Annotated in this window: 25 protein-coding genes and 3 tRNA genes; all 28 read left to right on the forward strand. The window is 56.2% G+C overall.

Features of this window, described 5'->3' with window-relative positions:
* The first annotated feature begins 23 nt into the window (after nt 1-23).
* Nucleotides 24-1,601: a DUF342 domain-containing protein gene (locus B9Y55_RS06595; protein ID WP_085544575.1), complete on the forward strand. Its 1,578-nt coding sequence runs from the start codon at nt 24-26 to the stop codon at nt 1,599-1,601.
* 20 nt (nt 1,602-1,621) lie between these two features.
* Nucleotides 1,622-1,918, forward strand: a complete 297-nt coding sequence (locus B9Y55_RS06600; protein WP_085544576.1) for a hypothetical protein — start codon at nt 1,622-1,624, stop codon at nt 1,916-1,918.
* Nucleotides 1,911-2,441, forward strand: coding sequence for a hypothetical protein (locus B9Y55_RS06605; RefSeq protein ID WP_085544577.1), 531 nt, complete (start codon nt 1,911-1,913; stop codon nt 2,439-2,441). The genes B9Y55_RS06600 and B9Y55_RS06605 overlap by 8 nt, the downstream gene beginning before the upstream one ends.
* A 9-nt stretch (nt 2,442-2,450) precedes the next feature.
* Nucleotides 2,451-3,020, forward strand: coding sequence for a hypothetical protein (locus B9Y55_RS06610; protein ID WP_085544578.1), 570 nt, complete (start codon nt 2,451-2,453; stop codon nt 3,018-3,020).
* A gap of 57 nt (nt 3,021-3,077) precedes the next feature.
* Nucleotides 3,078-3,548, forward strand: coding sequence for a S1 RNA-binding domain-containing protein (locus tag B9Y55_RS06615; protein ID WP_085544579.1), 471 nt, complete (start codon nt 3,078-3,080; stop codon nt 3,546-3,548).
* Nucleotides 3,523-4,116 (forward strand): DUF501 domain-containing protein, encoded by a 594-nt coding sequence (locus tag B9Y55_RS06620; protein ID WP_143340844.1) that lies wholly within the window; start codon nt 3,523-3,525, stop codon nt 4,114-4,116. Before B9Y55_RS06615 ends, B9Y55_RS06620 begins: the two co-directional genes overlap by 26 nt.
* Before the next feature lie 296 nt (nt 4,117-4,412).
* A tRNA-Lys gene (locus B9Y55_RS06625) sits at nt 4,413-4,488 on the forward strand.
* 4 nt (nt 4,489-4,492) lie between these two features.
* A tRNA-Glu gene (locus B9Y55_RS06630) sits at nt 4,493-4,568 on the forward strand.
* A 10-nt stretch (nt 4,569-4,578) separates the two neighbouring features.
* Nucleotides 4,579-4,654 (forward strand) — tRNA-Thr (locus B9Y55_RS06635).
* 66 nt (nt 4,655-4,720) lie between these two features.
* Nucleotides 4,721-5,365 carry a histidine phosphatase family protein gene (locus B9Y55_RS06640; protein ID WP_159448265.1) on the forward strand — a complete coding sequence of 215 codons (645 nt, stop codon included), beginning with the start codon at nt 4,721-4,723 and terminating at the stop codon, nt 5,363-5,365.
* Between the two features lie 63 nt (nt 5,366-5,428).
* Nucleotides 5,429-5,995: a sigma-70 family RNA polymerase sigma factor gene (locus B9Y55_RS06645; protein WP_085544582.1), complete on the forward strand. Its 567-nt coding sequence runs from the start codon at nt 5,429-5,431 to the stop codon at nt 5,993-5,995.
* Between the two features lie 45 nt (nt 5,996-6,040).
* A complete protein-coding gene (locus tag B9Y55_RS06650) occupies nt 6,041-6,667 on the forward strand; it encodes a hypothetical protein (RefSeq protein WP_085544583.1) in 627 nt (208 codons plus the stop codon).
* A gap of 21 nt (nt 6,668-6,688) precedes the next feature.
* Entirely contained in the window at nt 6,689-8,422 is a 1,734-nt protein-coding gene (locus B9Y55_RS06655; RefSeq protein ID WP_085544584.1) for a BamA/OMP85 family outer membrane protein, read from the forward strand.
* Nucleotides 8,406-9,656, forward strand: a complete 1,251-nt coding sequence (locus tag B9Y55_RS06660; protein ID WP_143340845.1) for a hypothetical protein — start codon at nt 8,406-8,408, stop codon at nt 9,654-9,656. Before B9Y55_RS06655 ends, B9Y55_RS06660 begins: the two co-directional genes overlap by 17 nt.
* A 21-nt stretch (nt 9,657-9,677) precedes the next feature.
* Nucleotides 9,678-10,691: a UDP-3-O-(3-hydroxymyristoyl)glucosamine N-acyltransferase gene (gene lpxD / locus B9Y55_RS06665; protein ID WP_085544586.1), complete on the forward strand. Its 1,014-nt coding sequence runs from the start codon at nt 9,678-9,680 to the stop codon at nt 10,689-10,691.
* A 1-nt stretch (nt 10,692) separates the two neighbouring features.
* Nucleotides 10,693-11,532: a UDP-3-O-acyl-N-acetylglucosamine deacetylase gene (gene lpxC, locus B9Y55_RS06670; RefSeq protein ID WP_085544587.1), complete on the forward strand. Its 840-nt coding sequence runs from the start codon at nt 10,693-10,695 to the stop codon at nt 11,530-11,532.
* Between the two features lie 2 nt (nt 11,533-11,534).
* Entirely contained in the window at nt 11,535-11,966 is a 432-nt protein-coding gene (fabZ, locus tag B9Y55_RS06675) for a 3-hydroxyacyl-ACP dehydratase FabZ (protein ID WP_085544588.1), read from the forward strand.
* A gap of 5 nt (nt 11,967-11,971) precedes the next feature.
* The gene (gene lpxA, locus B9Y55_RS06680) at nt 11,972-12,757 is read left to right on the forward strand and encodes an acyl-ACP--UDP-N-acetylglucosamine O-acyltransferase (RefSeq protein ID WP_085544612.1); all 786 of its coding nucleotides are present in this window, start codon (nt 11,972-11,974) and stop codon (nt 12,755-12,757) included.
* On the forward strand, nt 12,745-13,224 hold the full coding sequence (locus tag B9Y55_RS06685) for a KdsC family phosphatase (protein WP_143340846.1): 480 nt from the start codon (nt 12,745-12,747) through the stop codon (nt 13,222-13,224). Before lpxA ends, B9Y55_RS06685 begins: the two co-directional genes overlap by 13 nt.
* On the forward strand, nt 13,221-14,321 hold the full coding sequence (gene lptG / locus B9Y55_RS06690; protein ID WP_085544590.1) for an LPS export ABC transporter permease LptG: 1,101 nt from the start codon (nt 13,221-13,223) through the stop codon (nt 14,319-14,321). Before B9Y55_RS06685 ends, lptG begins: the two co-directional genes overlap by 4 nt.
* Nucleotides 14,321-15,142, forward strand: coding sequence for an LpxI family protein (locus tag B9Y55_RS06695; protein WP_085544591.1), 822 nt, complete (start codon nt 14,321-14,323; stop codon nt 15,140-15,142). Before lptG ends, B9Y55_RS06695 begins: the two co-directional genes overlap by 1 nt.
* Nucleotides 15,127-16,215 carry a lipid-A-disaccharide synthase gene (locus B9Y55_RS06700; protein ID WP_085544592.1) on the forward strand — a complete coding sequence of 363 codons (1,089 nt, stop codon included), beginning with the start codon at nt 15,127-15,129 and terminating at the stop codon, nt 16,213-16,215. Before B9Y55_RS06695 ends, B9Y55_RS06700 begins: the two co-directional genes overlap by 16 nt.
* The gene (locus B9Y55_RS06705) at nt 16,188-17,309 is read left to right on the forward strand and encodes a glycosyltransferase family protein (RefSeq protein WP_143340847.1); all 1,122 of its coding nucleotides are present in this window, start codon (nt 16,188-16,190) and stop codon (nt 17,307-17,309) included. The genes B9Y55_RS06700 and B9Y55_RS06705 overlap by 28 nt, the downstream gene beginning before the upstream one ends.
* Nucleotides 17,306-19,051 carry an ABC transporter ATP-binding protein gene (locus B9Y55_RS06710; RefSeq protein ID WP_085544594.1) on the forward strand — a complete coding sequence of 582 codons (1,746 nt, stop codon included), beginning with the start codon at nt 17,306-17,308 and terminating at the stop codon, nt 19,049-19,051. Before B9Y55_RS06705 ends, B9Y55_RS06710 begins: the two co-directional genes overlap by 4 nt.
* The gene (gene lpxK / locus B9Y55_RS06715; RefSeq protein WP_085544595.1) at nt 19,048-21,300 is read left to right on the forward strand and encodes a tetraacyldisaccharide 4'-kinase; all 2,253 of its coding nucleotides are present in this window, start codon (nt 19,048-19,050) and stop codon (nt 21,298-21,300) included. Before B9Y55_RS06710 ends, lpxK begins: the two co-directional genes overlap by 4 nt.
* Nucleotides 21,297-22,154, forward strand: coding sequence for a 3-deoxy-8-phosphooctulonate synthase (kdsA, locus tag B9Y55_RS06720; RefSeq protein WP_085544596.1), 858 nt, complete (start codon nt 21,297-21,299; stop codon nt 22,152-22,154). Before lpxK ends, kdsA begins: the two co-directional genes overlap by 4 nt.
* Nucleotides 22,151-23,158, forward strand: coding sequence for a KpsF/GutQ family sugar-phosphate isomerase (locus B9Y55_RS06725; protein WP_085544597.1), 1,008 nt, complete (start codon nt 22,151-22,153; stop codon nt 23,156-23,158). The genes kdsA and B9Y55_RS06725 overlap by 4 nt, the downstream gene beginning before the upstream one ends.
* Nucleotides 23,158-24,414, forward strand: a complete 1,257-nt coding sequence (locus tag B9Y55_RS06730) for a 3-deoxy-D-manno-octulosonic acid transferase (RefSeq protein ID WP_085544598.1) — start codon at nt 23,158-23,160, stop codon at nt 24,412-24,414. The genes B9Y55_RS06725 and B9Y55_RS06730 overlap by 1 nt, the downstream gene beginning before the upstream one ends.
* The last annotated feature ends 36 nt before the right edge of the window (nt 24,415-24,450 follow it).

A 24,450-nucleotide genomic window follows, 5' to 3' on the forward strand; every position in this document is an offset into this window, starting at 1 on the left:
CGGTTAGATCAGGAGGTGTTTTGATGGAGCGAGTAAAGATCGAAAAGAACGAAGAGGGGGTTTACCTCTCCGTAGCGGAGGGGGTTTCCCTCTCGGAGGTTCTGGATGCCCTCGAAAAAGAGAGGATCTCCGGGGCCGAACCCGGGCTGGTGGAGCAGGCCCTGACAGTGCCGGGAAACAGGGTCCGAATTGTGGAGGGGCAAGTCGATCGTCCCGCTCGAATTAGTGTGGATATATCCAGAGACTACCTGCTAGCCAGGATGTCCATAGAGCCGCCGGAAGGGTCTTTTGGCTGGCCTTCTTTGGCGGATCTAAAGTCGACTCTAGAGGCAAAGGGAGTCATTTACGGAATAGACGACACGGCCCTATCCCGTCTGGTGGAAGAAAAAATCGCCGATCAGTGGGTGGAGGTCGCCAAAGGGGCTCCTCCTGTGGACGGCAAGGACAGCGAGGTCGACTACAAAATCGAGTTCGGCAGCTCTAAGCCTCTGGACCAGGGAAAAGACGGCAAAGTGGATATGAAAGAGCTCTCCACCATAACCATAGTCCGTAAGGGGCAACTTCTGGCGACCCGAGTCCCCTTTACCGAGGCCCACGACGGCATTAGCGTTCAGGGCAAGACCATCAAGGCTAAAAACGGCAAAGATCGTAAACTTCCTGCAGGCCAGGGCACGGTGTCCTCGGAGGACGAGACAGAGCTTTACGCCGAGCACGACGGGCATCTCGTCATGAGAGGCGGCGTACTGGACGTCCTTCCAGTCTACGTCGTCCCCGGTGACGTGGACTACAGCGTAGGTAACATAAACTTTATCGGTTCCGTCGAGGTCAAAGGAGCGGTTAGAGACGGCTTCGAGATAAAGACCACCGGCAACGTCGACGTCGGAGGGGTAGTCGAGGGAGCGGTCATAGAGACCGACGGCGATCTAGAGATAAAAGTCGGCGTCTCCGCTGGGAATAAAGGCTCTCTAAAAATAGGAGGTTCTCTGACCGCAGGGTATATAGACAAGGCCCATCTTATGATCGGAGGCAACATCCAGGTCAAAGACGCCATTATGCACAGCGATATATCCGCCGGTCGGTCTATAGCGGTAGGGGTAAACAGAGGTAAAGGACAGATCGTAGGGGGCAAGACGCAGGCTGGAGTCTCGGTCCAGTGCATAACCTTAGGCAGCCAGATGGGAACCAAAACGGAGGTCCACGTCGGCGTATCCCCTTTGCTGGCTAACAGAAAGGCGGAGCTGACCTCCCTCCTAGCGGAAAATCAGGAAAAGCTCGGCCAGATAGACACCAACATCGGTTTCCTTAAAAAACTTGAGAAAGCGGGCAAGCTGGATACAGAGAAAAGAACCATACTCCTCAAACTTACCAAGGGAAGTTTTCAGATTCAGTCTCTCCTCGGCCAGTGGAAGAAAGAGCTGGAAGAACTGGGCGTGAAGATGGAGAGAAGCCGATCCGACGCTAAGGTAAAGGTCAAGGAATGGTGCTATCCTGGGGTGTCGATCTCTATGAGGGGCTGTACCTACCTGGTGCGGGAGGATGTGCGGTTCGTAAGCTTTTCCTATCAGGACGGCGAGATAAAGGTGCTGCCCTACGACAGGTAACTCCGAAAGGAGGCTGTTTTATGATAAATCCCATTGATCACCAGCTTTCCTACTGGAAGGTCGAGAAAAACGCCGAGAGCCATAAAGATCCCGCCTCCGGTGCAAGGCAGGCTTTGGAGGCTCAGGCCTCGGAGAAAGAGGCGGAAAAAAGGGATTCGTCGGTTCAGGCAGGGGAGGATTCCAGAGAATCCCAACGCTCCGGTGTCGGCGACAGGGACGCCAAGAGACATAAACATAAATCGGAGGCTAGAGAGCCCTCTGAGACAGAGGAATCAACGGAAGATACAAAAAAAGAAGGGTTAGATCTTTATGCCTGATTCACCTGTTTTAGGCTATATAACCGTAAATGCCGATGGCGATGGATTCAGGGGAGCCGCTTTGGTCGTGGATCATAGAGGAATCCCCCTGGACTTTCGCTACACCGACGCCGTCTCTCCTACCAGGCTTGAGAGGGTTCTATACGGCGACGCTCTTGAGATATACGTCAGGGAGGAGGTCATCCTCGGTAGCCTTTTGGACGCCGTGGAGGAATCTCCTAATATCTGGATATGCGGAGATCGTCATCTCTTAGAGCCCGTGTCGAACCGGGCCAAATGCCTCGCTGTAACCCTTGAGGGGGCTAACAGAAACTCCCTGGAAGAACCTGGTGCCCTTTCCCCTATGCCCGAGGAGGGTTATTATCTCCTTCAGGTAAGCCTAATGGGTCCTCCTTGCCGTCTTTCGGTTCTATCTGAATCCGACTCCTCCAAGGCAGCTTCCATACTTGTAGATGCTGGAGCCACTATGGACGTGCTGGAGCCTTTCAACAGGATAGATCGGGCCATAGAATCCCTTGAGTGACCGCCCAAAATGGATATCCGTTCGGTAAAAGAGGGGCTTAAAAGGCTGTTTCTCGGAAGGGTTTCGGTCAAGGCCTTAACTCTATCGATGGAGAGCAAGGATAACCTCGAGATTAACTCGCTCCGAAGGTCGGTGGACGTCCACCGACTTAGGTCCTCGGTCTCAGTGGCGAAAGCAAATTTTGCCAGCTGGAATCAGGGAGTGGCGAAAGGCCATAGACTGGAGCTATTTATATCCCCTCCTAAAGCGAAGGGCAGGTGTCTGTCCTTGAGCTGTAAGGTCTTGGGGCGTAAGGAGCCAAAGAGAAGGGTTAAGGTTTCGAGATATATAAAGAGAATATCCTCTCTGCCTCAGATGCGGCAGAATTTGGCAAGCTATATATCCGATAAGGAGAAAAAGAAAGGCGTATTAGCCCTCTTTTATCCGGTCATAGAGGAATGCGTGGTAAAAAGTGCTCTCGAAAAAGAGAGCGGATCGCTGTACGTCTGGTATAATCCTTCCTGCAACGGTCCTCCTAAAGTGTTGTGTCTCGTTCCCGAACCTGGAAAGAGACCTCCTCTCGGTTGGAGATGGCTATAGTCACGGTATTTCACCGTATCATAGGGAAGATATGAAAGGAGACCCCAAAGGGACGCAATGGAAGAAAACAGAACTGTCAAAGAAACGACTCCTGCTAGTCCGGGAGATGTGGTCACTGGAGTGATAGAGCAGGTGATGCCCTACGGAGCTTTTGTCCGTCTTTCGTCAGGACAGAGGGCCATGGTGCATATATCCCAACTATCCCACAACTTCGTGAAAGACGTAGCCGACGTTGTGGCGGTCAATCAGGAAATCACCGCCAAAATCATCAAGATCGACGAAAAGGGACGGATAGACCTGTCTATAAAGGCTATGAGCGAAGCCCCTTCACGTCCTGCTAGGCCGCCCTTTAAAAGACCTGGCCCCGCTCCTGTCGGTGCGCCTAGAGACACCGCTCCTCGTACTCCTGAGGAGGATTTCGAGAAAAAGCTGTCCAACTTCATGAAAAAAAGCGAAGAGAGGATCTCCACTCTTAACTCTGGAGGCAAATCCAGTGGTCGCGGTGGGAAGAAAAAAGGCGGTCGTTAGTTCTGTGATCTCAAGAGGATCTTTTGTATCGTCCTCCGATATATCTCTTATAACCGATCAAATGGGAGGTCGTCGCTTCGACCCCTCCGGTGTCGTAGGGGTGGCTAAAAGATGTACCTGGGGTGTCCCTCAGGTATTTCGTTGTGCCCCTTTCAGAGGCTGGTGGCCTTTTCCCACTACCTACTGGCTTTCCTGTCCGTGGTTGATAAAGGTCGCAGGAGCTCTCGAGTCTCAAGGCGGGGTTTCCGAGTTGGAGGACTATCTTAGCTCTCACAGGTCGAGCTGGATAAAATACCAGATGCTTCACGGCCTTGTCCGTATCGCCGATATTCCTAAGTCTCAAAGGGCCTTTCTGAGAAGCCATCGAAGATCGGTCTGGGATGTCCTCCGTCGTGGCGGAATAGGCGGAATCGATTATTCTCGTTCCGACGACCTATCGGTCAAATGTCTTCACCTCCAGATAGCCTCCTGGCTGGCCCTGGGCCATCATCCCGGGAGTAATTGGCTCGTGGATAAGATCCCCCATCGAAGCTGTGACGATGGCCGATGCGTTATCCGAGAGCGGTAAAAGCTCTAGGTCTCAGGTCCCTCTCCCGGAAGGTGGGGGACTTTTTTTATGAAAGGAACCTCTAAAAATTCACCTTTGAGTCCCCTCGGAGAGACCGTTCCGCCTACGTCCTGTCGCCCCATTCGTACTACACAACGGCAGGTCGAGTATACGGGCTCGAATGGGCTCCGTCGGAACGATCTCTCCGAGGGTGGGTGTTTTTAGAGGTGCCCTTAAGAAAAACGGACCGGTCCGATTTTTATCCTTGACAAAAATCTCGAGAGAGAGTAATATACCCGAGCGTTCTTGAGCAACGGGAGTCGTTAGCTCAGTCGGTAGAGCACCGGACTTTTAATCCGGGTGTCGTGGGTTCGAATCCCACACGACTCACCATCGCGGTCCCATCGTCCAGAGGTCTAGGACACCGCCCTTTCACGGCGGCGACGCGGGTTCGAACCCCGCTGGGACCGCCATTTTTCGTACGCCGATGTAGCTCAGTAGGTAGAGCAGCGCACTCGTAATGCGCAGGTCTCCAGTTCGAATCTGGACATCGGCTCCAGAGGTTTTTCATGGGTTCTCGGGCTATCCGAGAGCCCCTTTTTTATATGAAAGCAGGTGTCTATCGGTGAAGGAACGAAAAATACTTTTTTTACGGCACGGAGAGACCGACTGGAACGCCCAGTTTCGCTATCAGGGATCTATGGACATACCATTGAACTCTATAGGAGAGAGACAGGCCTCCCAGGTGGCTTTCAGGATAAAGGGATGGAGCCCTGAGCGATGCTTCACCAGTCCCCAAAAAAGGGCGGTCAGGACCGCTGAAATAGCGGTAAGGGGTATCTGTGCCCCTCAGACGATCGACGATCTCAGAGAGATCTCCTTCGGCGTTTGGGAGGGCCAGCCTATCGGGGATATAATGAAGAACTACGGTGACGACTACATCCGCTGGAGGGAGGATCCCTCCTCCTGGTCCCCACCGGAGTCGGAGCCTTTCTCCGCGGTCCAGACAAGGGTCAAAGGTGCTATCGACTCCATCCTGGAGCAGGAAGGGGACAGGTTTTTGGTGGTGGCTCACGGAGGGACCATAAGGGCGGCGCTGGCCTCGCTGTTCGGGTTTTCCGGTGCCTCCGTATGGAAAATGCGGCTAGGCAACTGTGCCCTGACGGGAGTCTCCTTCTGGGATGGGCGGCCCGCCCTCCATTTCGTCAACGACTGCCTCCACAGCGATCTCCCTGAGGAGATACTTTCCTCTCTATCGGTGGACCTATAAAATATGTCCTAAAACCTCCGTTGCTGGTACAATATACCTCGGTGATGGAGGGGAGGGTTCTATATGGACGACGAACGATTGTCCAAATCCTTGGAGGATAGGCTTTGGTCGGAGATCAAAGAGGGTAGCGACGAGGCCAGAGAGAGGATAATCCTCTCCTACAGGCCTATGGTCTTCTGGATAGCGAAAAAATTCAGGGTGCCCGGTGATCTGTACCCCGACTTGGTTCAAGAGGGTATGGTGGCCCTCATAAACTCGGTGGATAACTTCGATCCCTCCAGAGGGTTTCGCTTTACCACCTACGGTTACTACAGGGTAAGAGGCCAGATGTTGAACTTTATCCAGAGGAAAGAGGCTAAAGCTCCTGTTCCGGTGGAGGATATGGACGAAGAGCTTCAGGATCCCTTCTCTCCCGACAGAATAGACTCCCTTTTAGACCTGCAAAATGGACTCGATCGCCTCCCGGAGAGGGAGGCCCGAATACTCTCCGAGATGGTCCTTCAGGGTAAAAGTGCCCAGGAGGTAGCCGAAAGGGAAAGCATGGACGTAAGCCACGTATACAGGCTTCGTCGTAAGGCCCTAGGGTGGCTAAGGTCCTGGTTTTTCCCCGATGCCACTTCCAGGGTATAAAAGGGGATACTTCCTGTGCAAATAGAACACTAGGAGGTTCCCCTGATGGAGAGCAAAATCCGCAAGGTTCAGAGATGGCTCGAACGGTGTGTAGACGCATGTAAATCCAGGTCCTGGGAAAACGCCCTGGCGGACATGGAGTGTGCCGCCGCCGAACTGGAGTCCGCCAGAAAAGAGCTTTGGTCCGTCGTCGACGGCACTAGATCCCAGATCAAGGCGAAAAGACGGTCGAGGACTTTAGGTGCCTCCCTTACCGCTACGGTTTTTGTGCTCCTTTTCGCTATCCCTGTGGCCATGCCAGAGCCGATGAGGCAGCTGACCCAGACTATGGCCTGGGAGGACGAAAAGGCCCTTCTTGAGCTGGTGACCAGAGACGAGAGGGACCTTCTACTATCCCTCAGGAAAAGCCTGAGCGGTGCTAATAGGTTTGAAATAGCCGAAGGTACAGGGGAAACACCTTCTCCCGAGCCCCTCGCTGTTGCCTCTGTTTCCAGGACAAGATCGGTGGGGCCTAAACCGGCGAGATCGGGGCAGGATAAGGATAAAGAGGTCGAAAACGCCGCAAGACAGCCTATTCCCCTGGATGAGATGGTAGAGCTTCTGGAAATAGGGCAAAGAGCCCTTCGAAGGGGCGAAGGTTTTATCGTTTTAGAGGAAAGAGAGACGAATTAACGTTTGGAAGGAGAGGTTTATGTGAGAAAACCGATAATGGCTCTCGCGATGCTGGTGGTGGTCCTTTTCGCCTCCCTGTCGACCGCTGAGGCGGCGCCGGAGGTCACCATGCTGGCGGTGGAGGGAAACGACCACGTCGTCTCTCAGCATATACTGGGGGTTGTGGAGACTAAAATAGGCGAGCCTATGGATCAGGACAGGCTTAGAAAGGACATAGAGGCTATCTACGGGCTTGGCTTTTTTTCCTACGTCGACGCCATGGTAGACCCCCATCTGGGGGGGGCGAAGATAACCTACGTGGTAACCGAGAACCCGGTCGTCGAAAAGGTCCAGTTTATAGGCAACACGGTTTACAGCGATGAGGACCTGATGAAACAGGTCTTTACCTCCCCTGGCACCGTGTTCAACAGGGTATTCTTCCGGCACGATCTTCAGAGGATCAGAGAAAAGTTCCAGGAGGACGGCTACGTCATGATGAGGGTCAAAGACGTAGAGGTCGAAGGCGGAATAGTCAAGGTCTACATCATGGAGCCTCGAATCGGGGAGATCGTAATCCAGGGCAACAGGAGGACCAAAACCTACGTCATAAAAAGGGCCATAAACCTAAAAGAGGGAGACCTGTTTAACTCCATAATCCTCAGGCACGCCATAAATAAAGTCAGAGGCCTGGGCTACTTTGAGGACGTTTCCGTGGGCTTTGAGCCCGCCGCCAACGACCCTGACGACGTCGACCTTATCCTTACCGTTCAGGAGCAGAAAACCGGAAAAGTCTCCTTTTCCGTCAGCCACGGTTCAAGCAGCGGGTGGGGCGGTGGCGTCGGATACTCGGATTCCAACCTATCCGGCAGAGGGGTTAACCTCGATTTGGGCTTTGAGCTCGGCGACTACGAAAAATACTGGGCCTCCCTCTCCAGCTCCTACATGGACGAAAAGACCTTCGCCTGGAAGATAGGGGCCTACAGCAGGGAGTTCGAGGACCGTTCCTACTGGGACAGGAGCATGGGCTTCGACAGCGAGCTCTTCCAGTACGACGAAAAGAGAAAAGGCGGTTACATCGGAGCAGGACGTAAGTTTAAAGGGGACGATAAGCTCAGCTGGTTTGTCACCCTCGACTGGCACGATAGCGACGTCACATTCAAGACCGGTTCTAAAGATATCTTCGATACCGTCACCGCCCAGGGTGGGACCGGCGGAACCACCTTCTCCGCCACCGGACAGGTCACCAGAAACAACCTTGATCCCTACCTCAGCTACAGAAAGGGAGACGTAGAGAGTATCGCCGTAGAACACGCCATGAAGTTTCTCGGTGGTGACTGGAGCTTCACCAAATACTGGTTCGAGGGAAAGTTCTTCATGCCTATCGTCGGTATGGAGGATTTTCTAGATCTCCGGATGAAAAAGGACAACCCGATGCTCTTCGCCGCCCGTATAAAGGCGGGATCTTCCTCCGGGTCTCTGCCCTGGATCGAGAGATACGACCTCGGAGGGGCAACCAGCCTGAGAGGCTACGAGACGGGACAGTTCAAAGGGGAGGAACTGCTCCTTGGGAACTTCGAGCTCCATCTTCCTATAGAGGAAGCCTTTTCCTTCGTCCTGTTTTACGACGTAGGCAACACCGAGCTGAGCTTCTCCGACATGAAGGATAACTACGGCCTCGGGGTAAGGGTTCGGACCCCTATGGGCAACCTTCGTCTGGATTACGCGACCGGCGACGATGACTCCCAGTTCCATTTCGGCTTTGGCGAGATCTTTTAAGGTAAAGAGGGCTGTGGCGGCCGTCGCAGTCGCCACAGCCCTCTTTTTTTTATGTCCCCCATCCTCCTGGGCCTCCCCTTCCGTAGAGGGGTTGCCTTCCTGGCTGAGGGAATCCGCCGAGAGGGCCTCTACCGCCGTCTGGTCCGAGCTTGATAACAAAGGGCTCTCCCATGATGCCATGGCGGACACCTTCGCCCTTGTTATGGGGAGGATTTTCTCCGGTTATCAGGTCGAACTGATCTGGAGGGACTCGGACCCTGTTTTGAAGATGACCGCTAAAGATCCTTCCCACTGGGTCGTGGAGATGATCTATCCTGAGGTACCGGAGCCCCCTATCTCCTGGCTGAGAGAGGACGGAGAGAAGGTAGCCTCCCTGTTGGGTTCCCACCTATCGTCGATACCCTATCAGGCCCTGTCCTGGGGTGACGAGGCCCTCCGCTCCCTGGTGAGCGATAGCCTGTCCCTCCATCTGCCTGGATGGAAGGGCTCGGTGGTGGTGAGGCTAAAAGAGGATATCTCGGTTATAGAGCTTTCGGTATATCCATCTCCTCCTCTCATCCTGGCGACCTATCCGTCTATATACTCGGGAACCTTGCCTAACCTGTTGAGAGAGGGTTTGAGGGAGTCTCTGATAAAGGACATGGTTCCACTGCTGGGGTTGCCCGTCCCCTGGGTCGAAAAACACGAGGTGCAGGTAAACCGATGGGCGGTGGCGGCGCTGGAGAGGCGTAACACCGTCATAAACTCTAACGCCCTGGTCTCCCTCTCCATCACCCCTGGGGAGATAGCCAGGGTAGAGGGTACCGTGGATAGCCGGAGATACGTCCTCAGGGCCTGGCTCTCCGCCCAGGCTGGTGGAGGGGGAAGGTCCCCTGAGTTCGGTCTCCATCTCGGAAGAATCGTCCAGGTGTTTCCTAACTGGGACTGGGAGCTTTACGGTGAGGGAATACTGGAGCTGGAGGACTGGAACCTTGAGAGCCGCTGGGGGCTAAGATGGGCTATAGATGGCCCACTATGGTTAGGGGCGGAATACGTGGCCCCCGACAACCGACTATGGTATCGTCTTTGGCTTGAAGGTAACGTAAAAGGCCCCTATCTATGGTGGCGTTACAGCGAGGACAGGGATAACCAAGGTGCCTTAGGGTATCGTCTAAATCAGACCATATCCCTGGAGCTTCACTACGACGATCGATACGACGATCGTTGGAGCATAAGGGCTGTAGGGGATCTCTGATCCCATGAGAGGAGATTTGTATTGGAATACGTTCTGTCCGATCTAGCCTCCCGATTGGGAGGCAAGGTCATAGGGGATAAATCTTATATCGTAAAGTCGGTGGCCTCTCCAGATAGACCGGAGGACGGCGCCGTCGTCGTAGCTATGACTGAGAAGGTCTTTAAAGATGTCCCTCTCCACCTTCCTGTTGTAGGCTTAGAGAGTTGGTTTTCGTGCCGATCTTTCGGCATATCGGTGCCGGACACCAGGCTCGCCCTGGCCCAGACTCTGGCCCTTTTTCGCCCTACAGTAGAGGAGCCTTGGGGGATAGACCCCTCGGCAGTGGTCCACCCAACCGCCGAGGTCGCAGAGGACTGCTGTATCGGTCCTCTGTGTGTTATCTCCAAAGGCACCAAGGTTCGGTCTGGATCGGTCCTCCGGGCCAGGGTTTTCCTAGGCGAAGATGCCAGCGTAGGTGAGAACTCGGTTCTAGAGCCCGGTGTGACCGTCTACGACCGATGCCGAATAGGCTCTAATGTGATAATCCACGGTAACTCGGTCATAGGGGCCGATGGCTTTGGACATATACCTGCCTCCGGCGAACGGGGAACGGTAAAGATACCTCAGATCGGATCGGTTATACTGGAGGACGGCGTTGAGATCGGGGCCTGTTCGACGGTGGACAGAGGCACCATCGGTGACACCGTTATCGGGGCAGGAACGAAGCTGGATAACCACGTTCAGATAGCCCACAACGTGGTAACCGGAAAAAACTGCCTCATAATATCCCAAGTGGGCATGGCCGGAAGCTCTGTAATAGAGGACCGAGTGATACTGGCGGCCAGAAGCGGCGTCCAGGAACACGTCAGGGTGGGAGAAGGGGCCACCGTCGCCGCCTGCGGCGGAGCCACAAGGGACGTACCTCCTGGAGCGGTGGTCTCAGGCTTTCCCGCCAGAGATCATAGGTCGGAGATGAGGAAAGAGGCCCTCCTCAGAAGGCTGGAGGACCTTTTCGACAGGGTCAAAAGGCTTGAGAAAGATAGAGTAAGGCCTTAGCATGACCGTGTTTAACCGATATAGAGTCAAAAAGGAGGTCCACCTCTACGGGATAGGTCTCCACTCGGGGAAACCCTGTACCTTAAGCCTATATCCCTGCAAGCCTCGAGGGATATACTTTAGGTTTGGCCAGGCCCTTTGGAACCTCACCGACGGCTCTCCTCGTGGCGACGGCAGAGGGACGGTCCTATCCTTTCCCGACGGCAACGGAGTCATGACGGTTGAGCACCTCTTAGGTGCCTTAAGGGGCCTGGGGATCGACGGTGTGGAGATCGTCGTCACTGGAGGGGAGGTCCCCGCCATGGACGGCAGCGCCGCCCCTTTCGTCCACTCCCTGTTGGAGGTCGGCCTATCGGAGAGTGAGGCCTGGGACCCTATAGAGCTGGATCGACCTGTTGCCGTCGACGACCTTGATGGCGACAGATCTATAATCGCCCTCCCCTGGGAGGGATTTAAAGTAACCTATGTAATAGATTATCCATCCACTGTAATAGGAACTCAATGCCTTTCTATTGCCCTATCGAGGGATAACTTTATTCGGGAGATAGCTCCATGCCGGACTTTCGCCCTCATGGAGGAGATCGCCTTCCTGAGGGACAGAGGGCTATCCCTCGGTGGCTCTCTAGATAACGCCGTGGTTGTAGATGGTATGGAGGTGTCCGCAAAAGAGGGGTTAAGGTTCACCGATGAGTTCGTAAGACACAAGATCCTGGACCTCATAGGAGACCTATCTCTCTTAGGTCGTCCTCTCAGCGCCCACGTAATAGCCCTAAAGGCGGGACACCTGATGCACCACCGCCTAGGGGAGACTATAAGACAAAATATCAAAAGGAGTGAGTAGTTTTGTTTAACATAGATAAAGTAATGGAGTTCCTTCCTCATCGATATCCCTTCCTCCTGGTGGACCGCATACTGGAGGCCGACGGAAACAGGGTAGTGGGCCTTAAAAACGTCACCATAAACGAGCCTTTCTTCATGGGCCACTTCCCCGGCGAGCCGGTTATGCCCGGGGTCCTCATAGTGGAGGCTATGGGTCAGGCCGGTGCGGTGGTGCTTCTCTCTAGGCCGGATTTTAAGGGCAAGGTGATATATCTGACCTCGGTGGAGAAAGCCCGTTTCCGCCGTCCCGTCCGCCCTGGGGATCAGATGATAACCACCGCCGAGCTGACCAAGCTCAGAGGAAAGGTCGGCAAGGTCAGAACCGTGGCCAGAGTAGGCGACGACGTGGTGGCGGAGGCTGATCTGGGCTTTGTCGTAGACGATAGACTGGAGTGATCCCTATGGTCGTCAAGATTCATCCTACAGCCATAGTCTCCCCGGAGGCGGAACTGGCGGAAGGGGTCGTTGTAGGGCCCTACTCTATAGTCGACTCAAAGGTCTCCATCGGAGAGGGGACGGTTATAGGGGCTTTCGTCAGGATAATGGACTACGTCTCCATCGGAGCGAGATGCAGGATATACGAGAACTCGGTTCTCGGAGGGGAGCCTCAGGATCACGACTTCAAAGGGGAGGAATCCTGGGCGGTAATAGGAGACGACGTTACCTTAAGGGAGGCTGTCACCGTCAACCGGGCTACGGGAGAGGGAAACAGGACCACCGTAGGGGACAGCACCTTTCTCATGGAAGGGGTTCACGTAGGCCATAACGCCACCATCGGCAGGAACGTCACCGTCGCCAATAAGTCGGGGTTCTCCGGCTATTCCTCTCTAGGGGATTGTTCCGTCATGAGCGGACTTTCAGGACTCCACCAGTTCGTATCGGTGGGAAAATACTGTATGGTCGGAGGGGCCTCAAAGGTGGTCAAAGACGTACCCCACTACGCCATGGTGGACGGCCACTCCGCCAGAGTTTACGGCCTCAACGTAGTGGGACTCCGCAGGGCTGGGTTTTCCCCCTCCGAGAGGCTCGAGATAAAGAGGGTCTACCATATGCTCTATCGCTCCGGTCTGCCAACCTCCGAGGCCATAGCCAAGTTGGAATCGGAAATGGGCGAAAATCCCTTTGCCAGGGACATACTGGACTTCCTGTCCAAAGGCACCAGAGGACTATGCCCATGGGCGAGGTAGCGAACTACCTTTTAGCTATGGACGTAGACGGAACCCTGACCGACGGAGGAATCTACCTATCCTCCGACGGCCAGGAGACCAAACGTTACGACGTCAAAGACGGCATGGCTATAGTGTCCTTCAGAAAGGCAGGAGGCCACGTCGCCCTCATCAGCGGCAGGTACTCAAAGTCCACCGAGCTGAGGGCAAAAGAGCTTGGGGTCGTCCATCTGTTCAACGGCACTAAGGATAAAATCGGCGATCTCACCGACCTGGCCTCCCGTCTGGGGATAGACAGGAGCAAAGTTCTATTCGTAGGCGACGACGTCAACGACCTGGACTGCGTCCGGTGGGCGGGAATCGGCGTCTCGGTAGGCGACGGAGTGGATCGGTTAAAGGCCGAGGCTGACTGGATAACCGATAGGCCCGGAGGATATGGGGCCATAAGGGAAGTGGTGGATAGGCTGTTAGAGGAGGTATTGCCTTGAGGTTCAGGATTCTGGACCGATATATCCTCAAAGAACTGGGAAGTTCCTTTATGTTCGGCGTTTTGACCTTCACCACCATCCTGGTGGCAGGGGATCTGCTCTTCAAGGTAGCCGAGCTTCTCATAGAGAAAGGCATCTCCATGGTGACGGTCCTAAAGCTCTTCGTCTACAAACTTCCCTCGGTGGTGGTTATAACCCTCCCTATGTCCTGTCTTCTGTCGACCTTGCTGTCCTTCGGGCGACTGTCATCGGACAGCGAGATAGTGGCCCTGAAGGCATCTGGCATCTCCTTTCAGAGGATAGCCCTTCCTGTCCTGTTAGGATCCTCTCTGATCGCCTTAACCGCCCTTTTTATGAACGAGACGGTGGTGCCTCTGGCCAATAAAGCCGCCGACAACGTCCTCCGATACGACGTGGTCAAACAGAAGCCCTCCCTACTGAAGGAAAGGATCTTCCTTAAAGACGAAAGCGGAGGAACCCTTAACCGGGTCATGTACATAGGCATCCTGAGGGCCAGAATCGGCGTAATGGAAAACGTAGTGGTCCAGGAGTTCGCCGAAGGTCGCCTCTCCAGGATAACGACCGCCGACAGAGGAAACTGGGAGGAGGGAGTATGGTCCCTCTCCGACGGCAAGGTCTTCGGGGTGGACGGCGAAGGCCGGGTGTCCTTTCTTTTCGGCTTCAAAAATCAGAGGCTGCCCCTTAGCCTCACCCCCACCCAGGTGGCCAGCTCCTCCCAGGATCCCGACTCTATGAGCATAAAACAGCTTATGGCCCATATGGACCTCATGAAGGCTCAGGGAGCAAACCTGGTTCCTCTCTGGGTGTCCTTCCATCTACACCTGGCGGTCCCGTGGGCCAGCGTGGTATTGGCCCTCATCGGAGCCGCTTTAGGCGTCAGGCCTCAGAGAAAAAGCGGTGGCATGGGCATGGGTTTTGGCCTGAGCGTCCTCATAGTGTTCGCCTACTACGTGGTCATGTCCATGGGACGAGCTCTAGGGGAAAGCGGCCATATTCCCCCCTTTTTCGCCGCCTGGTTGCCTAACATAATATTCCTATCCTGCGGTGGCCTGCTCACCGCCAGAGCGAACCGATAATGGCTATCTTCTCCACTAAGCTCGCTCTGGTGGCAGGGGAAGGGCTCCTTCCGGTGGAAATACTGAGACGGCTGGTGGAAAGAGGGGAGGCCCCTCTGGTCTACGGCCTAAGGGAGGACTGCTCCGAGCTGGAACTGCCCGGCGTGTCGGTCATACAGTTTAAGGAGTTAAACCTGGTCAGGATCTTCGCCAGCTTCGCCCTGAGGCGGGTCAAAAGGCTGGTTCTGGCGGGCTACGTGCCTAAGAGGACCATCTACAGCGACTCTATGGACGAAGAGACCTCCTCTATACTGAGGGGCCTGGACGACCGAAACGACCACTCCCTGCTGGGGGCGGTTATCGATAGGCTGGAAAGGCTGGGGATATCGGTTATGAGATACGACTCAATAGTTCCTGAGATGATAGCTCCAGAAGGCCGTATAGGTGGCCCTGAGCCTTCCGCTAAAGACCTAAGGGACGTGGACTACGGTCGCTCGGTGTTGGGAAAACTCCTGCCCCTGTCCTTCGGTCAGTCTATCGTGGTATCCGAAAGATCGGTGGTGGCCGTCGAGGCCATGGAGGGCACCGACAAAACAATCCTCCGGGCAGGGAGCATATGCCCTTCCGGGGTGGTGGTAAAGGGCCTGAGGGCAGACCAGGACCGGAGATACGACATTCCCGTGGTGGGACTGGATACCCTCAAGGCCATGGCCCGTTCGGGCCTTTCATGTCTGGCCCTTGAGGCTGGAAACTGCCTTATCCTCGGCGGAGAGTCCTTCTCTAAAGCGGCCCAGGAGCTGGGTATCTCGGTGATAGGGGTGGAGCCATGTCCATCTTCCTGAGCTGCGGTGAGGCCTCTGGGGATAACCTCCTATCCTCTTTGGCCCTCTCTCTGAGGGAACAAGGATATCACGGCCCCCTCTGGGGCATGGGAGGCCCATCTTCCCAGGCCGCCGGGGTAGAATGTCTCTGGCCTAGCTCGGAGCTCCATATAATGGGCATAACCCAGGCCCTGAAGGCCCTCCCCAGGCTGAACGGCCTGGCGGATCGAATCTGCGACGAAATAATTAGACGAAAGCCCTCCAAGGTTGTGGTGGCGGACAGCCCGGATTTCCATATACCTCTGGTCCGCAGGCTTAGACGGAGGGGCTACGGTGGAAAGACGATTTTCCTGTCTCCTCCTACCGTCTGGGCGTGGCGAAAGGGAAGGGTGGTTCCCCTTAGGGAGCTTTTCGACCTATGTCTGCCTCTTTTCGGCTTCGAGGATCGATATCTCCGCTCCTATGGGGTCACCTCCTCCTGGATCGGTCACCCTATGGTGGACTCCTTCGGTCCTCCGTCTCCCCCTCCCGGCGACGGAGTGGTGGCCCTCCTGCCTGGGAGCAGAAAATCGGAGGTAAGTTCCCTCCTTCCGGTCCTACTGGACCTATCCAGAGGACTAAAGAAGGCGGGGCTCCGCCCGGTGTTCTCCGTGGCCCCCTCTTTTCACGGGGCCTTCAGGGACGACCTTCTCAAAAAACTCCAGGGCCAGAAGGTATTTACAGGGGATGCGTTAGACCTTATAGAGAGGTCCGACCTGGTCGTAGGGGCCAGCGGAACCGTGGCGGTTGAGGCCATGATGGCCCGCCGTTTTATGGTTGTCCTCTACAGGAGTGGGGCACTGGAGTGGTTCGTCTACCGCAACTTCATAAAGCTGCCCTATATCTCGATTCCCAACGTCATGACAGGACGGTCGCTATTTCCAGAGCGGCTTCAGGACCGGTGCAATCCCTCTGCCATATGGGGGGATATTCGCTCCTTTATGGCCTCAAAGTGCCGTCGTGAGCGGGTATACCGAGGGCTGGACCTGGCCAGATCGAAAATGGGATCCCCTGGGGCTAAGGTGTTTTGGGCGAAGTCGGTGATAGAGCTATGAGCCCTAAAGCGTCCCTTCTGGTCAACGGTCCCGGGGAGCTATGGGGCTGGGCCAGGCCTCTGTGTCGTGTTATGTCCCTCAGGGGCTGGACGGTCTCCATACACCTTCTGCCCTGCCCTTTCGCCTCCGGTCTGGAGTCCGAGGCCGCTGCTCGGATACCGGGAGTAAGCTCGGTGAAAGGCCCCGAAGGCCCGATCAAGACTCTAATATCCCTTATGGCCCACAAGGCCGATCTTGTGGTCCAGCTAGGAGGGGATCTGGCCTTCGGAAGGGCCATGGCGGCGTTCCAATCGGTTCCCCTGGCCTGCTATTCCTACGGCGATAAAAAGGGACTCTCCCGGTGCCACATGGTGGCAACCGCCTTCGACTCTATGGCCTCGTCGATGAAAGGCCTTGTTTCTGTCACAGGGGATCTGGTCTCCGACGGACTGGACATGGACACACACCGATCCCCCTGGTCCGACTATCCAGGGGATAGGCTGGTGTTTTTTCCCGGAAGCAGGCCCTCCATAAGGGAGGCCGCCAGGGAATATCTGGTGGAGACCGTCTCCATCCTTCGATCCATGAGGGAGTTCCAGTTTGTATCACTCCTATCCCCCTTTTCCCTTGAGGAAGAGGTCAAGAGATGGGAGGAACGGGGGCTGAACCCATTCACCGGAGGTACTGGAGCGGTCCTGGAGGGCGCCGATCTGGCGGTAACCCAGCCCGGAACCAACACCCTTGAGCTGATGCATAGGGCTGTCCCCGCTCTGGTGGCAGTCCCTTTTTCTTTTATCCGAAAGATCCCTTTAGGAGGGCTTAAGGGAATGGTCCTCTCCCTGCCTGGAGGGGCGGCTCTGAAGGAAAAGGTCCTCCGCAAAAAAGCGGCCAACCGCCGAGGATACCTGGCCTGGCCCAACCGAATCTCCGGCAGAGAGCTTTTCCCTGAGATGGTGGGAGATATCTCCCCCCAGGATCTGGCTAAGGGCATAGACCGGCTTCTTAGGGATAGAGACAGGCTGGAGGAGGTTCGAGGTGCCCTCAGGGCCATGGCTCCCGGCGGCTCCCCTGCCTCCATTTTTTGCGACGGTCTGGAAAGGTTGATTATAAAATGATTCGTAAAAACAAATCTATAGAGACCTACAGGAGGGTTCTGGCCTACGCCCTGCCCTACAGAAAAAGGCTCGCCTTTGCCTTTGCCTGTATGGTGGTGGTCTCCTGCTGTGCGGTTATTCCCCCCTGGCTTATGAAAAACGTGGTGGACGACGTCCTCATAAAAAAGGACATGTTCATGCTGAACGTGGTGGCTGTGGCCCTGGTGGCGGTCTACGTGGTCAAGGCCTTCGCCTCCTACGGCCAGAAATACCTCATGACCTGGGTGGGCCAGAGGGTCGTACTTGACCTCCGAATTCAGGCCTACCGGGCCTCCCAGAGGATGTCTTTGAAATACGTCAACAGCCACAGAATAGGGGAACTCATATCCCGGGTGACCAACGACGCCACGGTCCTCCAGTCCACCGTCACAAACGCCCTGGTGGACTTGGTGGTCCAGGGCATCACCACCGTGGGCATGATGGGCTTCCTGCTCTACATAAACTGGAGGCTTACGGTGGTTACCTTCGCCATCCTGCCGGTAACCGTCTGGGTTTTGAGCGTGGCCTCAAAAAAGCTGAGGCAGGTCGGCCACGATATACAGTCCAGCCTGGCGGGGCTGTCCGCCCTGGCGGAGGAGGCCCTGTCGGCGATCCGCATAGTTCGGGCCTTCGCCACCGAGGACATGGAGAGAAAGAAGTTCGAGGAACAGAACCTATCCAACTTTCGCTCCCTGATGAGGGGAACCCAGGTCAACGGCGTTCTGTCCGGTGCGGTAGAGGTGCTGCTGATACTGGCCCTGGCGATCATATTCTGGCTAGGAGGCCGATCGGTTCTGGAGGACCAGATGACCCCCGGCGACCTCATAGCCTTTTTGGGCTATCTGGGCTTTATGGCCCATCCGGTCACCATCCTGACCAGGGTCATAAGCCAGCTTCAACACGGCCTGGCGTCGGCGGAGAGGATATTTGAGCTTCTGGACAACGGCGACAGCGTCGAGTCCCCTCCTGATGCCCTTTGCCTCAGGCCCATAAAAGGGGAGGTCGCTTTTAACGACGTCTGGTTTCGCTACGATAGGAGCTGGGTCCTTAGGGGAATAAATCTGACCGTCCCTCCCGGCGAGACCGTGGCGGTGGTAGGTGCCACAGGATCGGGAAAGTCCACTATGGTGGACCTCATCCAGCGGTTCTACGACCCGGAAAAAGGTTCCGTCTCCGTCGACGGCCACGACCTGAGGTCTCTGGACCTGACGGAGCTCAGGAGGCAGATAGGGGTGGTCCCTCAGGATCCGGTCCTCATGAAAGGCTCCTTTCGGTACAACATAGCCTACGGCTACGACGACGCCACCGACGATGAGATAGAGAGGGCGGCGGACATAGCGGGAATAGCCGACTTTATACGGTCCCTTCCTGATGGCTACGACGGCGAAATAGGGGAGAGGGGAGTTACCTTGAGCGGCGGCCAGAGGCAGAGGGTCGCCATAGCTAGGGCTATAGTCAGAGATCCTAGAATACTCATAATGGACGAGGCGACCTCCTCCCTGGACGCCCAGGTGGAACAGTCTATCCAGAAGGCCATGGACCGGGCCATGGAGGGCCGAACCTCCTTCGTCATAGCCCACCGGCTCTCGACCATAAGGGGAGCGGACAGAATCGTCTTTCTCAAAGACGGAGTCATAGAGGAGGAGGGCACCCACGACGAACTGGTGGCTAAAGGAGGCCTTTACAGCCTGTTAGACGGCATCCAGCGAGGTGAGAGGTTGTGACCGAGCTGGTAAAGAGCTACCTCGACCACGCAAAAGGCCAGGATCCCATCTCTCCCTGGGCCTGTCTGGCCCCTCTCGGCTGGTTGACCTCGGCGGTGGTCAGGGTCAGAAACTGGGCCTTCGATAGAGGCATAAGAAAGAGCCAGGAGCCCCCTCTGCCGGTCATAAGCGTAGGCAATATAACCTTAGGGGGAACCAACAAAACTCCCTTCGTCGAAATGGTCACGAAAGGACTTCTATCGAAGGGCCTTACCGCTGGCATAGTCAGCCGGGGATACGGAGGTTCTACCGACGATCCGGTGGTGTTCCGTTCCGGTAGGGCCCGGAGGGATAAAGTGGGCGACGAGCCGTTGCTTCTGTCGAACCGCCTTCCGTCGGTCTTCGTGGCGGTATCCAGGGACAGACTAGGGGACATAAAGGCACTGAAGGCCAAAGGGGTTCAGATAGTGGTCGCCGACGACGGCTTCCAGCACAGAAAGCTGGGCAGGGACGTGGATATCGTCTTAGTGGACGCCGCCTGTCCCTTCGGAAACGGGAGGCTGGCCCCAGGTGGAATCCTTCGGGAGCCTCTGAGCAGTCTAAAAAGGGCCCACATAATCGTCATAACCAAAGTCGACCAGGTCTCCCCTAAGTCTCTGGCGGAACTGGAGTCCCGGCTGTTGAGGATAGTCCCTAGTCCTCGGCTGTTTCGGTCGTATCTAAGGATAAAAAAGTGGTGTACCTGGGACGGACGCACCTTTAGGGAAATCCCAATGCCACAGGGTAAAAAAGTGGTCGCCTTCTCCGCCATAGGAAGCCCTCAGAGCTTCATGGAATCCCTGAAGGAGCAGCAGGTCTCGGTGATAGAGGAGGTAAGGTTCAAGGACCACCATCGATATGGACCTAATGATCTGGCTTCGGTGACGGCGTTGGCCCGCTCCTCCGGTGCGGAAGGGGTGGTCTGCACCGAAAAGGACGTCTACAACCTTCCACCTCGATGGGTCCCTCCCTTTCCTCTCCTGGTCCCCTTTCTAGAGACCGAGGTGGACGAGGAGGGTCGTTTTTGGGACCTTATGACCGACACCTTGAGGCCTCACATAGTGGTCGCCTCAAACGGCTACGGAGAGGACGCAATGGCGTCCCTCCTGGCTCAGAAGCTGGCATCGAGGTTGCCTAATTCCCAAATCACCGGATTCCCTCTGGTAGGGAAGGGAGAGCAGTACGCCCAAAGGTCTATACCTGTCGCTCCCGCCCTTTCTGTTACCCCTACAGGAGGGGTGGTCAAGTATCGTTTCTCCGATCTCGTTACCGACATAAAGTCGGGCCTTCTGGGTCATATAAAGAGACAGTACAGGGTATGGGACCATATGAAAGGCCATATCAGGACCCCTATATGTGTAGGGGACGTCTACCTTTTTCTCCACGCCCTATGGGGACAGGGACTCTCCCCTGTGTTGGTCGCCACCGCTAAAACCACCTACCTTCACGGCCACTGGAGGGCAGAGAGATACCTGCTGCGGTCCAGGGCCAGGCTGGTATGGACCAGAGACGGCGAGACCGCCTGGGAGCTTAGATCCTCAAAAGTACCCGCAAGGTTCGACGGCAATCCAATAATGGACCTGGTCGGGGATAATAGATCAGGAGGATTTAGATGGCCCGACGGTAAAAGGGTCCTCATACTGCCCGGGAGCAGGGACAGGGCCTACTGTGACTTCAGGCTTCTCCTGGACTCGGTGCTCCTGATGGCCCAGAAGGACCGTTGTTCCTTCGTCGCCGTCATGGCTCCAACTTTGGACCTAAAAAGGCTCGTCGAAGGTTGCCCTGGATGGAAGGAGATGGACGGGACCATGGTCCATCTGGATACCTCGGTGGTGGTCTCCCTCTACACCGGTCCGGTGGCCGACGCCGCCGAGGGGGCCCAGGTCCTCATAGGGCTTGGGGGAACGGCAAACCAGGTCTGCGCTGGCCTGGGAGTTCCGGTTGTATCTATCCTCGAAAAGGGAAAACTGGTCCAGCAAAAGCTCCTGGGGTCGGCGGAACTGCTCGTTCCTCCGACGGCCCAGGACCTGGCTCAGGCGGCTTTAACGGTCCTCTCAGACCCTGTCCTCGCCGAAAACATGGCAAAAGCGGGCAGGGCCAGACTGGGCCGGTCCGGTGCGTTGGATCAGGTCGTCCGGTACGGAGAGGTAGAACTGGGCTGGGGAGTCAGAGACCTGGTGTACCGCAGGTTGAAATCAGCTCGCAGAGAGGAAAAAGGTGAAAAACTATGAATGCTATAAAAACGGAGAATATATCCATCGGTGAAGGTCCACTGACCATCATAGCAGGCCCATGTTCACTGGAGAGCCTGGACCTGGCCATGGAGACGGGAAAAGGCATAAAGCAGGTCTGCGACGAACTGGGCTTACCCTACATATTCAAAGCCTCCTACGACAAGGCCAACAGGACCTCCATCCACAGCTACCGTGGCCCGGGGCTGGAAAAGGGCCTTGAGTGGCTTTCGGAGATAAAAAGCACCTTAGGTGTGCCGGTCATAACCGATATCCACGAGACCTATCAGGCCCAGCCTGTGGCGGAGGTCGCCGACGTCCTTCAGATACCGGCGTTCCTCTGCCGTCAGACCGACTTGCTCATCGCCGCCTCTAGAACAGGAAAGATCCTAAACGTCAAAAAGGGGCAGTTTTTGTCTCCCTACGACATGAAATCGGTGGTCACCAAGTGCCACGAGGCTGGCAACGACAAAGTCATGCTCTGCGAGAGGGGAACCACCATGGGATACGGCCAGCTCGTGGTGGACATGAGATCCCTAGCCATAATGAGGTCTATGGGCTGCCCTGTTGTCTTCGACGCCACCCACAGCGTCCAGATGCCCGGCGGAAGGGGAGAGACCTCCGGCGGAGATCGGCGGTTCGTCCCCGCCCTCGCCAGGGCGGCGGTGGCCATAGGGATAGACGGACTGTTCCTTGAGGTCCATCCCGACCCAGATAAGGCCCTGAGCGACGGTCCAAACATGATACCTCTCCATCATCTAAAATCGGTGCTGACCGAAATAAAGGCCCTGGACCAGCTGGTCAAGTCGAACCTTGGGGTGTTTGACCTCTCCTGGGAGGCCCGGGAAAAATGATGAGCCTCCCCAGCGACAGGGATTGTCCGGTCTTCGACGATCAAAGGCTTATAGAGATCGGGAAGAAAGTCCTCATGGACGAGGCGGAGGCTCTCCAGACCGCCGCCTCCAGGTTAGGGTCCGAGATAGCCAAAGCCGCCAGAATCGTCCAGGGCTGTAGGGGAAGGCTGGTGGTCTCGGGCCTGGGCAAATCGGGACACGTAGGCAGAAAAATAGCCGCCACCTTGGCTTCTTTGGGAACCCCATCTTTCTTCCTCCACTCCGCCGAGGCCGCCCACGGCGACCTGGGAATGGTAAGGCGGGAGGACGTGGCGTTGCTTATCAGCCACAGCGGCAGGACTACCGAGGTGGTCAAGCTTATCCCCTTCTTTCGCAGGCTGGGAGCCCCTGTCATAGCCCTAACGGGAGACCTAAAGTCCCCTCTCGCCACCGGTGCCGACGTCGTCTTAAACGCATCGGTGGAGAGGGAGGCGGACCCCTTAAACCTGGCCCCCACAAGCAGCACAACGCTACAGCTCGCCATAGGCGACGCCCTAGCGGGAGTTGTCACCGAGATGAGGTGCCTAAAGCGGGAGGACTTTGCCCTGTTCCATCCCGCCGGGAGCCTTGGAAGACAGCTACTCATGACCGTCGCCGACGTCATGGGCTCAGGCCCTAAACTTCCTGTGGTGCAGGAAAAGGTCACCGTCAAAGACGCCCTCTTCGAGATAACCAGCAAAAATTACGGAGCCACGACGATAGTGGACGATGACGGTATTCTGAAGGGCATCTTCACCGACGGAGACCTCAGACGGCTCATAGAGAGGCAGGGGGTATCCTGCCTTGAGGAGACCATCTCCGACGTAATGAGCGTGGGGCCTAGGACAATCGCCAAAGACAGTCTCGCCGTAGAGGCCGTTCGTATAATGCAGGACGTCGAGGTCTCTGTCCTCATAGCGGTGGAGGATGGCCGGCCTGTGGGCATGGTCCACCTTCACGAGCTTTTACAGGCCGGGTTATCCTGATGTCTCTGTCCATCTGCCTATACCGGTGTGCCGCCGCTCTGGCCTTCTCCGCAGCCTCCCCCTGGCTTAGCCGTAAATACTCGGGCCAGGGTCTTTCGGAGAGAAAGGGCCTTTACGACAGGTCCCTTATCGACACCCTCAGACGCCGTGGAAGACCCCTCTGGGTCCACTCCGTCTCGGTGGGGGAGGTTCAGTCGGCGTCCCCTTTCCTCAGGCTCGCCAAAGGAGAGACCAAAAGGCCTCTCCTCCTCTCCACCATAACCGCAACCGGGAGGGAGATGGCGGGCAGGATCCTGGAGGGAGTGCCAGACCGGACCATCTACTACCCCTGGGACAGCCCCTTTATCGTCGATAGGGCCCTGGACTCCATAAGACCTAAAGCCTACGTCACGGTGGAGACGGAGATATGGCCCTCGATGATCTGGGAGATGAAGAGGCGAGGGATACCGTCCTTCATGGTCAACGGACGTTTCTCCGAAAAGACCCTCCGGTCTATGAGAAAGATAGCCCCCTTCTGGCGGGACGTCCTCTCCTGCTATAGCACCATAATGGTTCGCTCCGACTCCGACAGGGATGGACTCATGTCCCTAGGCGTTGACGGAGGCAGGATAGAGGTCACCGGCGACTGTAAGCTGGACGGCTTGATGGAGCGAAAGGCCTCTATGGACCTCTCGGAACTGAGCTGGATATCTAAGGGCCAGGGGCCTCTCATAGTCGCCGGAAGCACCCATCAGGGGGAGGACCAGATCGTCATAGACGCCTTCAGAAAGGTCCTTAACCACCATCCCGATGCTCGGCTTGTCGTAGTGCCGAGACACCCGGACAGGGCCCAGGACGTGGCAAACGTCGCATGGGACACCGGACCTGTCTGCCTATACAGCTGTCCGGTGTCCGGCTGGCGCACAATGGTAGTGGATAAAATAGGGGTCCTCTTCGGCCTTTACTCCCTGGCGGACGCCGCCTTCGTCGGAGGCAGCCTGGTCCCCAAAGGGGGCCAGAACATAATGGAGCCGGCCATATGGGGCGTACCTTTCTGTCAGGGCCCCTACAACGACGACTTCGTCCAGGCCACAGAGGAACTTTTCGCCCTAGGAGTGGGAACCCCTGTCGCCGACTCGGACTCCATGGCCAGAGCCTTTTTGGACGACCTAGACCCCGAAAGGAAACGGAAGGTGTCGGAGAGCTGCGAGGATTATTTCTCCGGCGGAAAGGAAGCCGCCAAGCGGTCCTGGGAGATAGTATCCTCTTGTCTTTGATTGAAAGGGGGTGGGGCAGTGCCCACGACGGGAAAA

The sequence above is a fragment of the Dethiosulfovibrio salsuginis genome (genome assembly GCF_900177735.1).
GTDB classification, from domain to species: domain Bacteria; phylum Synergistota; class Synergistia; order Synergistales; family Dethiosulfovibrionaceae; genus Dethiosulfovibrio; species Dethiosulfovibrio salsuginis.

Coding starts and splice junctions, on each gene's coding strand:
- B9Y55_RS06595 (WP_085544575.1), top strand. CDS start 24: ATGGAGCGAGTAAAGATCGAAAAGAACGAAGAGGGGGTTTACCTCTCC.
- B9Y55_RS06600 (WP_085544576.1), top strand. CDS start 1,622: ATGATAAATCCCATTGATCACCAGCTTTCCTACTGGAAGGTCGAGAAA.
- B9Y55_RS06605 (WP_085544577.1), top strand. CDS start 1,911: ATGCCTGATTCACCTGTTTTAGGCTATATAACCGTAAATGCCGATGGC.
- B9Y55_RS06610 (WP_085544578.1), top strand. CDS start 2,451: ATGGATATCCGTTCGGTAAAAGAGGGGCTTAAAAGGCTGTTTCTCGGA.
- B9Y55_RS06615 (WP_085544579.1), top strand. CDS start 3,078: ATGGAAGAAAACAGAACTGTCAAAGAAACGACTCCTGCTAGTCCGGGA.
- B9Y55_RS06645 (WP_085544582.1), top strand. CDS start 5,429: ATGGACGACGAACGATTGTCCAAATCCTTGGAGGATAGGCTTTGGTCG.
- B9Y55_RS06650 (WP_085544583.1), top strand. CDS start 6,041: ATGGAGAGCAAAATCCGCAAGGTTCAGAGATGGCTCGAACGGTGTGTA.
- lpxC (WP_085544587.1), top strand. CDS start 10,693: ATGACCGTGTTTAACCGATATAGAGTCAAAAAGGAGGTCCACCTCTAC.
- lpxA (WP_085544612.1), top strand. CDS start 11,972: ATGGTCGTCAAGATTCATCCTACAGCCATAGTCTCCCCGGAGGCGGAA.
- B9Y55_RS06685 (WP_143340846.1), top strand. CDS start 12,745: ATGGGCGAGGTAGCGAACTACCTTTTAGCTATGGACGTAGACGGAACC.
- B9Y55_RS06695 (WP_085544591.1), top strand. CDS start 14,321: ATGGCTATCTTCTCCACTAAGCTCGCTCTGGTGGCAGGGGAAGGGCTC.
- B9Y55_RS06700 (WP_085544592.1), top strand. CDS start 15,127: ATGTCCATCTTCCTGAGCTGCGGTGAGGCCTCTGGGGATAACCTCCTA.
- B9Y55_RS06710 (WP_085544594.1), top strand. CDS start 17,306: ATGATTCGTAAAAACAAATCTATAGAGACCTACAGGAGGGTTCTGGCC.
- kdsA (WP_085544596.1), top strand. CDS start 21,297: ATGAATGCTATAAAAACGGAGAATATATCCATCGGTGAAGGTCCACTG.
- B9Y55_RS06725 (WP_085544597.1), top strand. CDS start 22,151: ATGATGAGCCTCCCCAGCGACAGGGATTGTCCGGTCTTCGACGATCAA.
- B9Y55_RS06730 (WP_085544598.1), top strand. CDS start 23,158: ATGTCTCTGTCCATCTGCCTATACCGGTGTGCCGCCGCTCTGGCCTTC.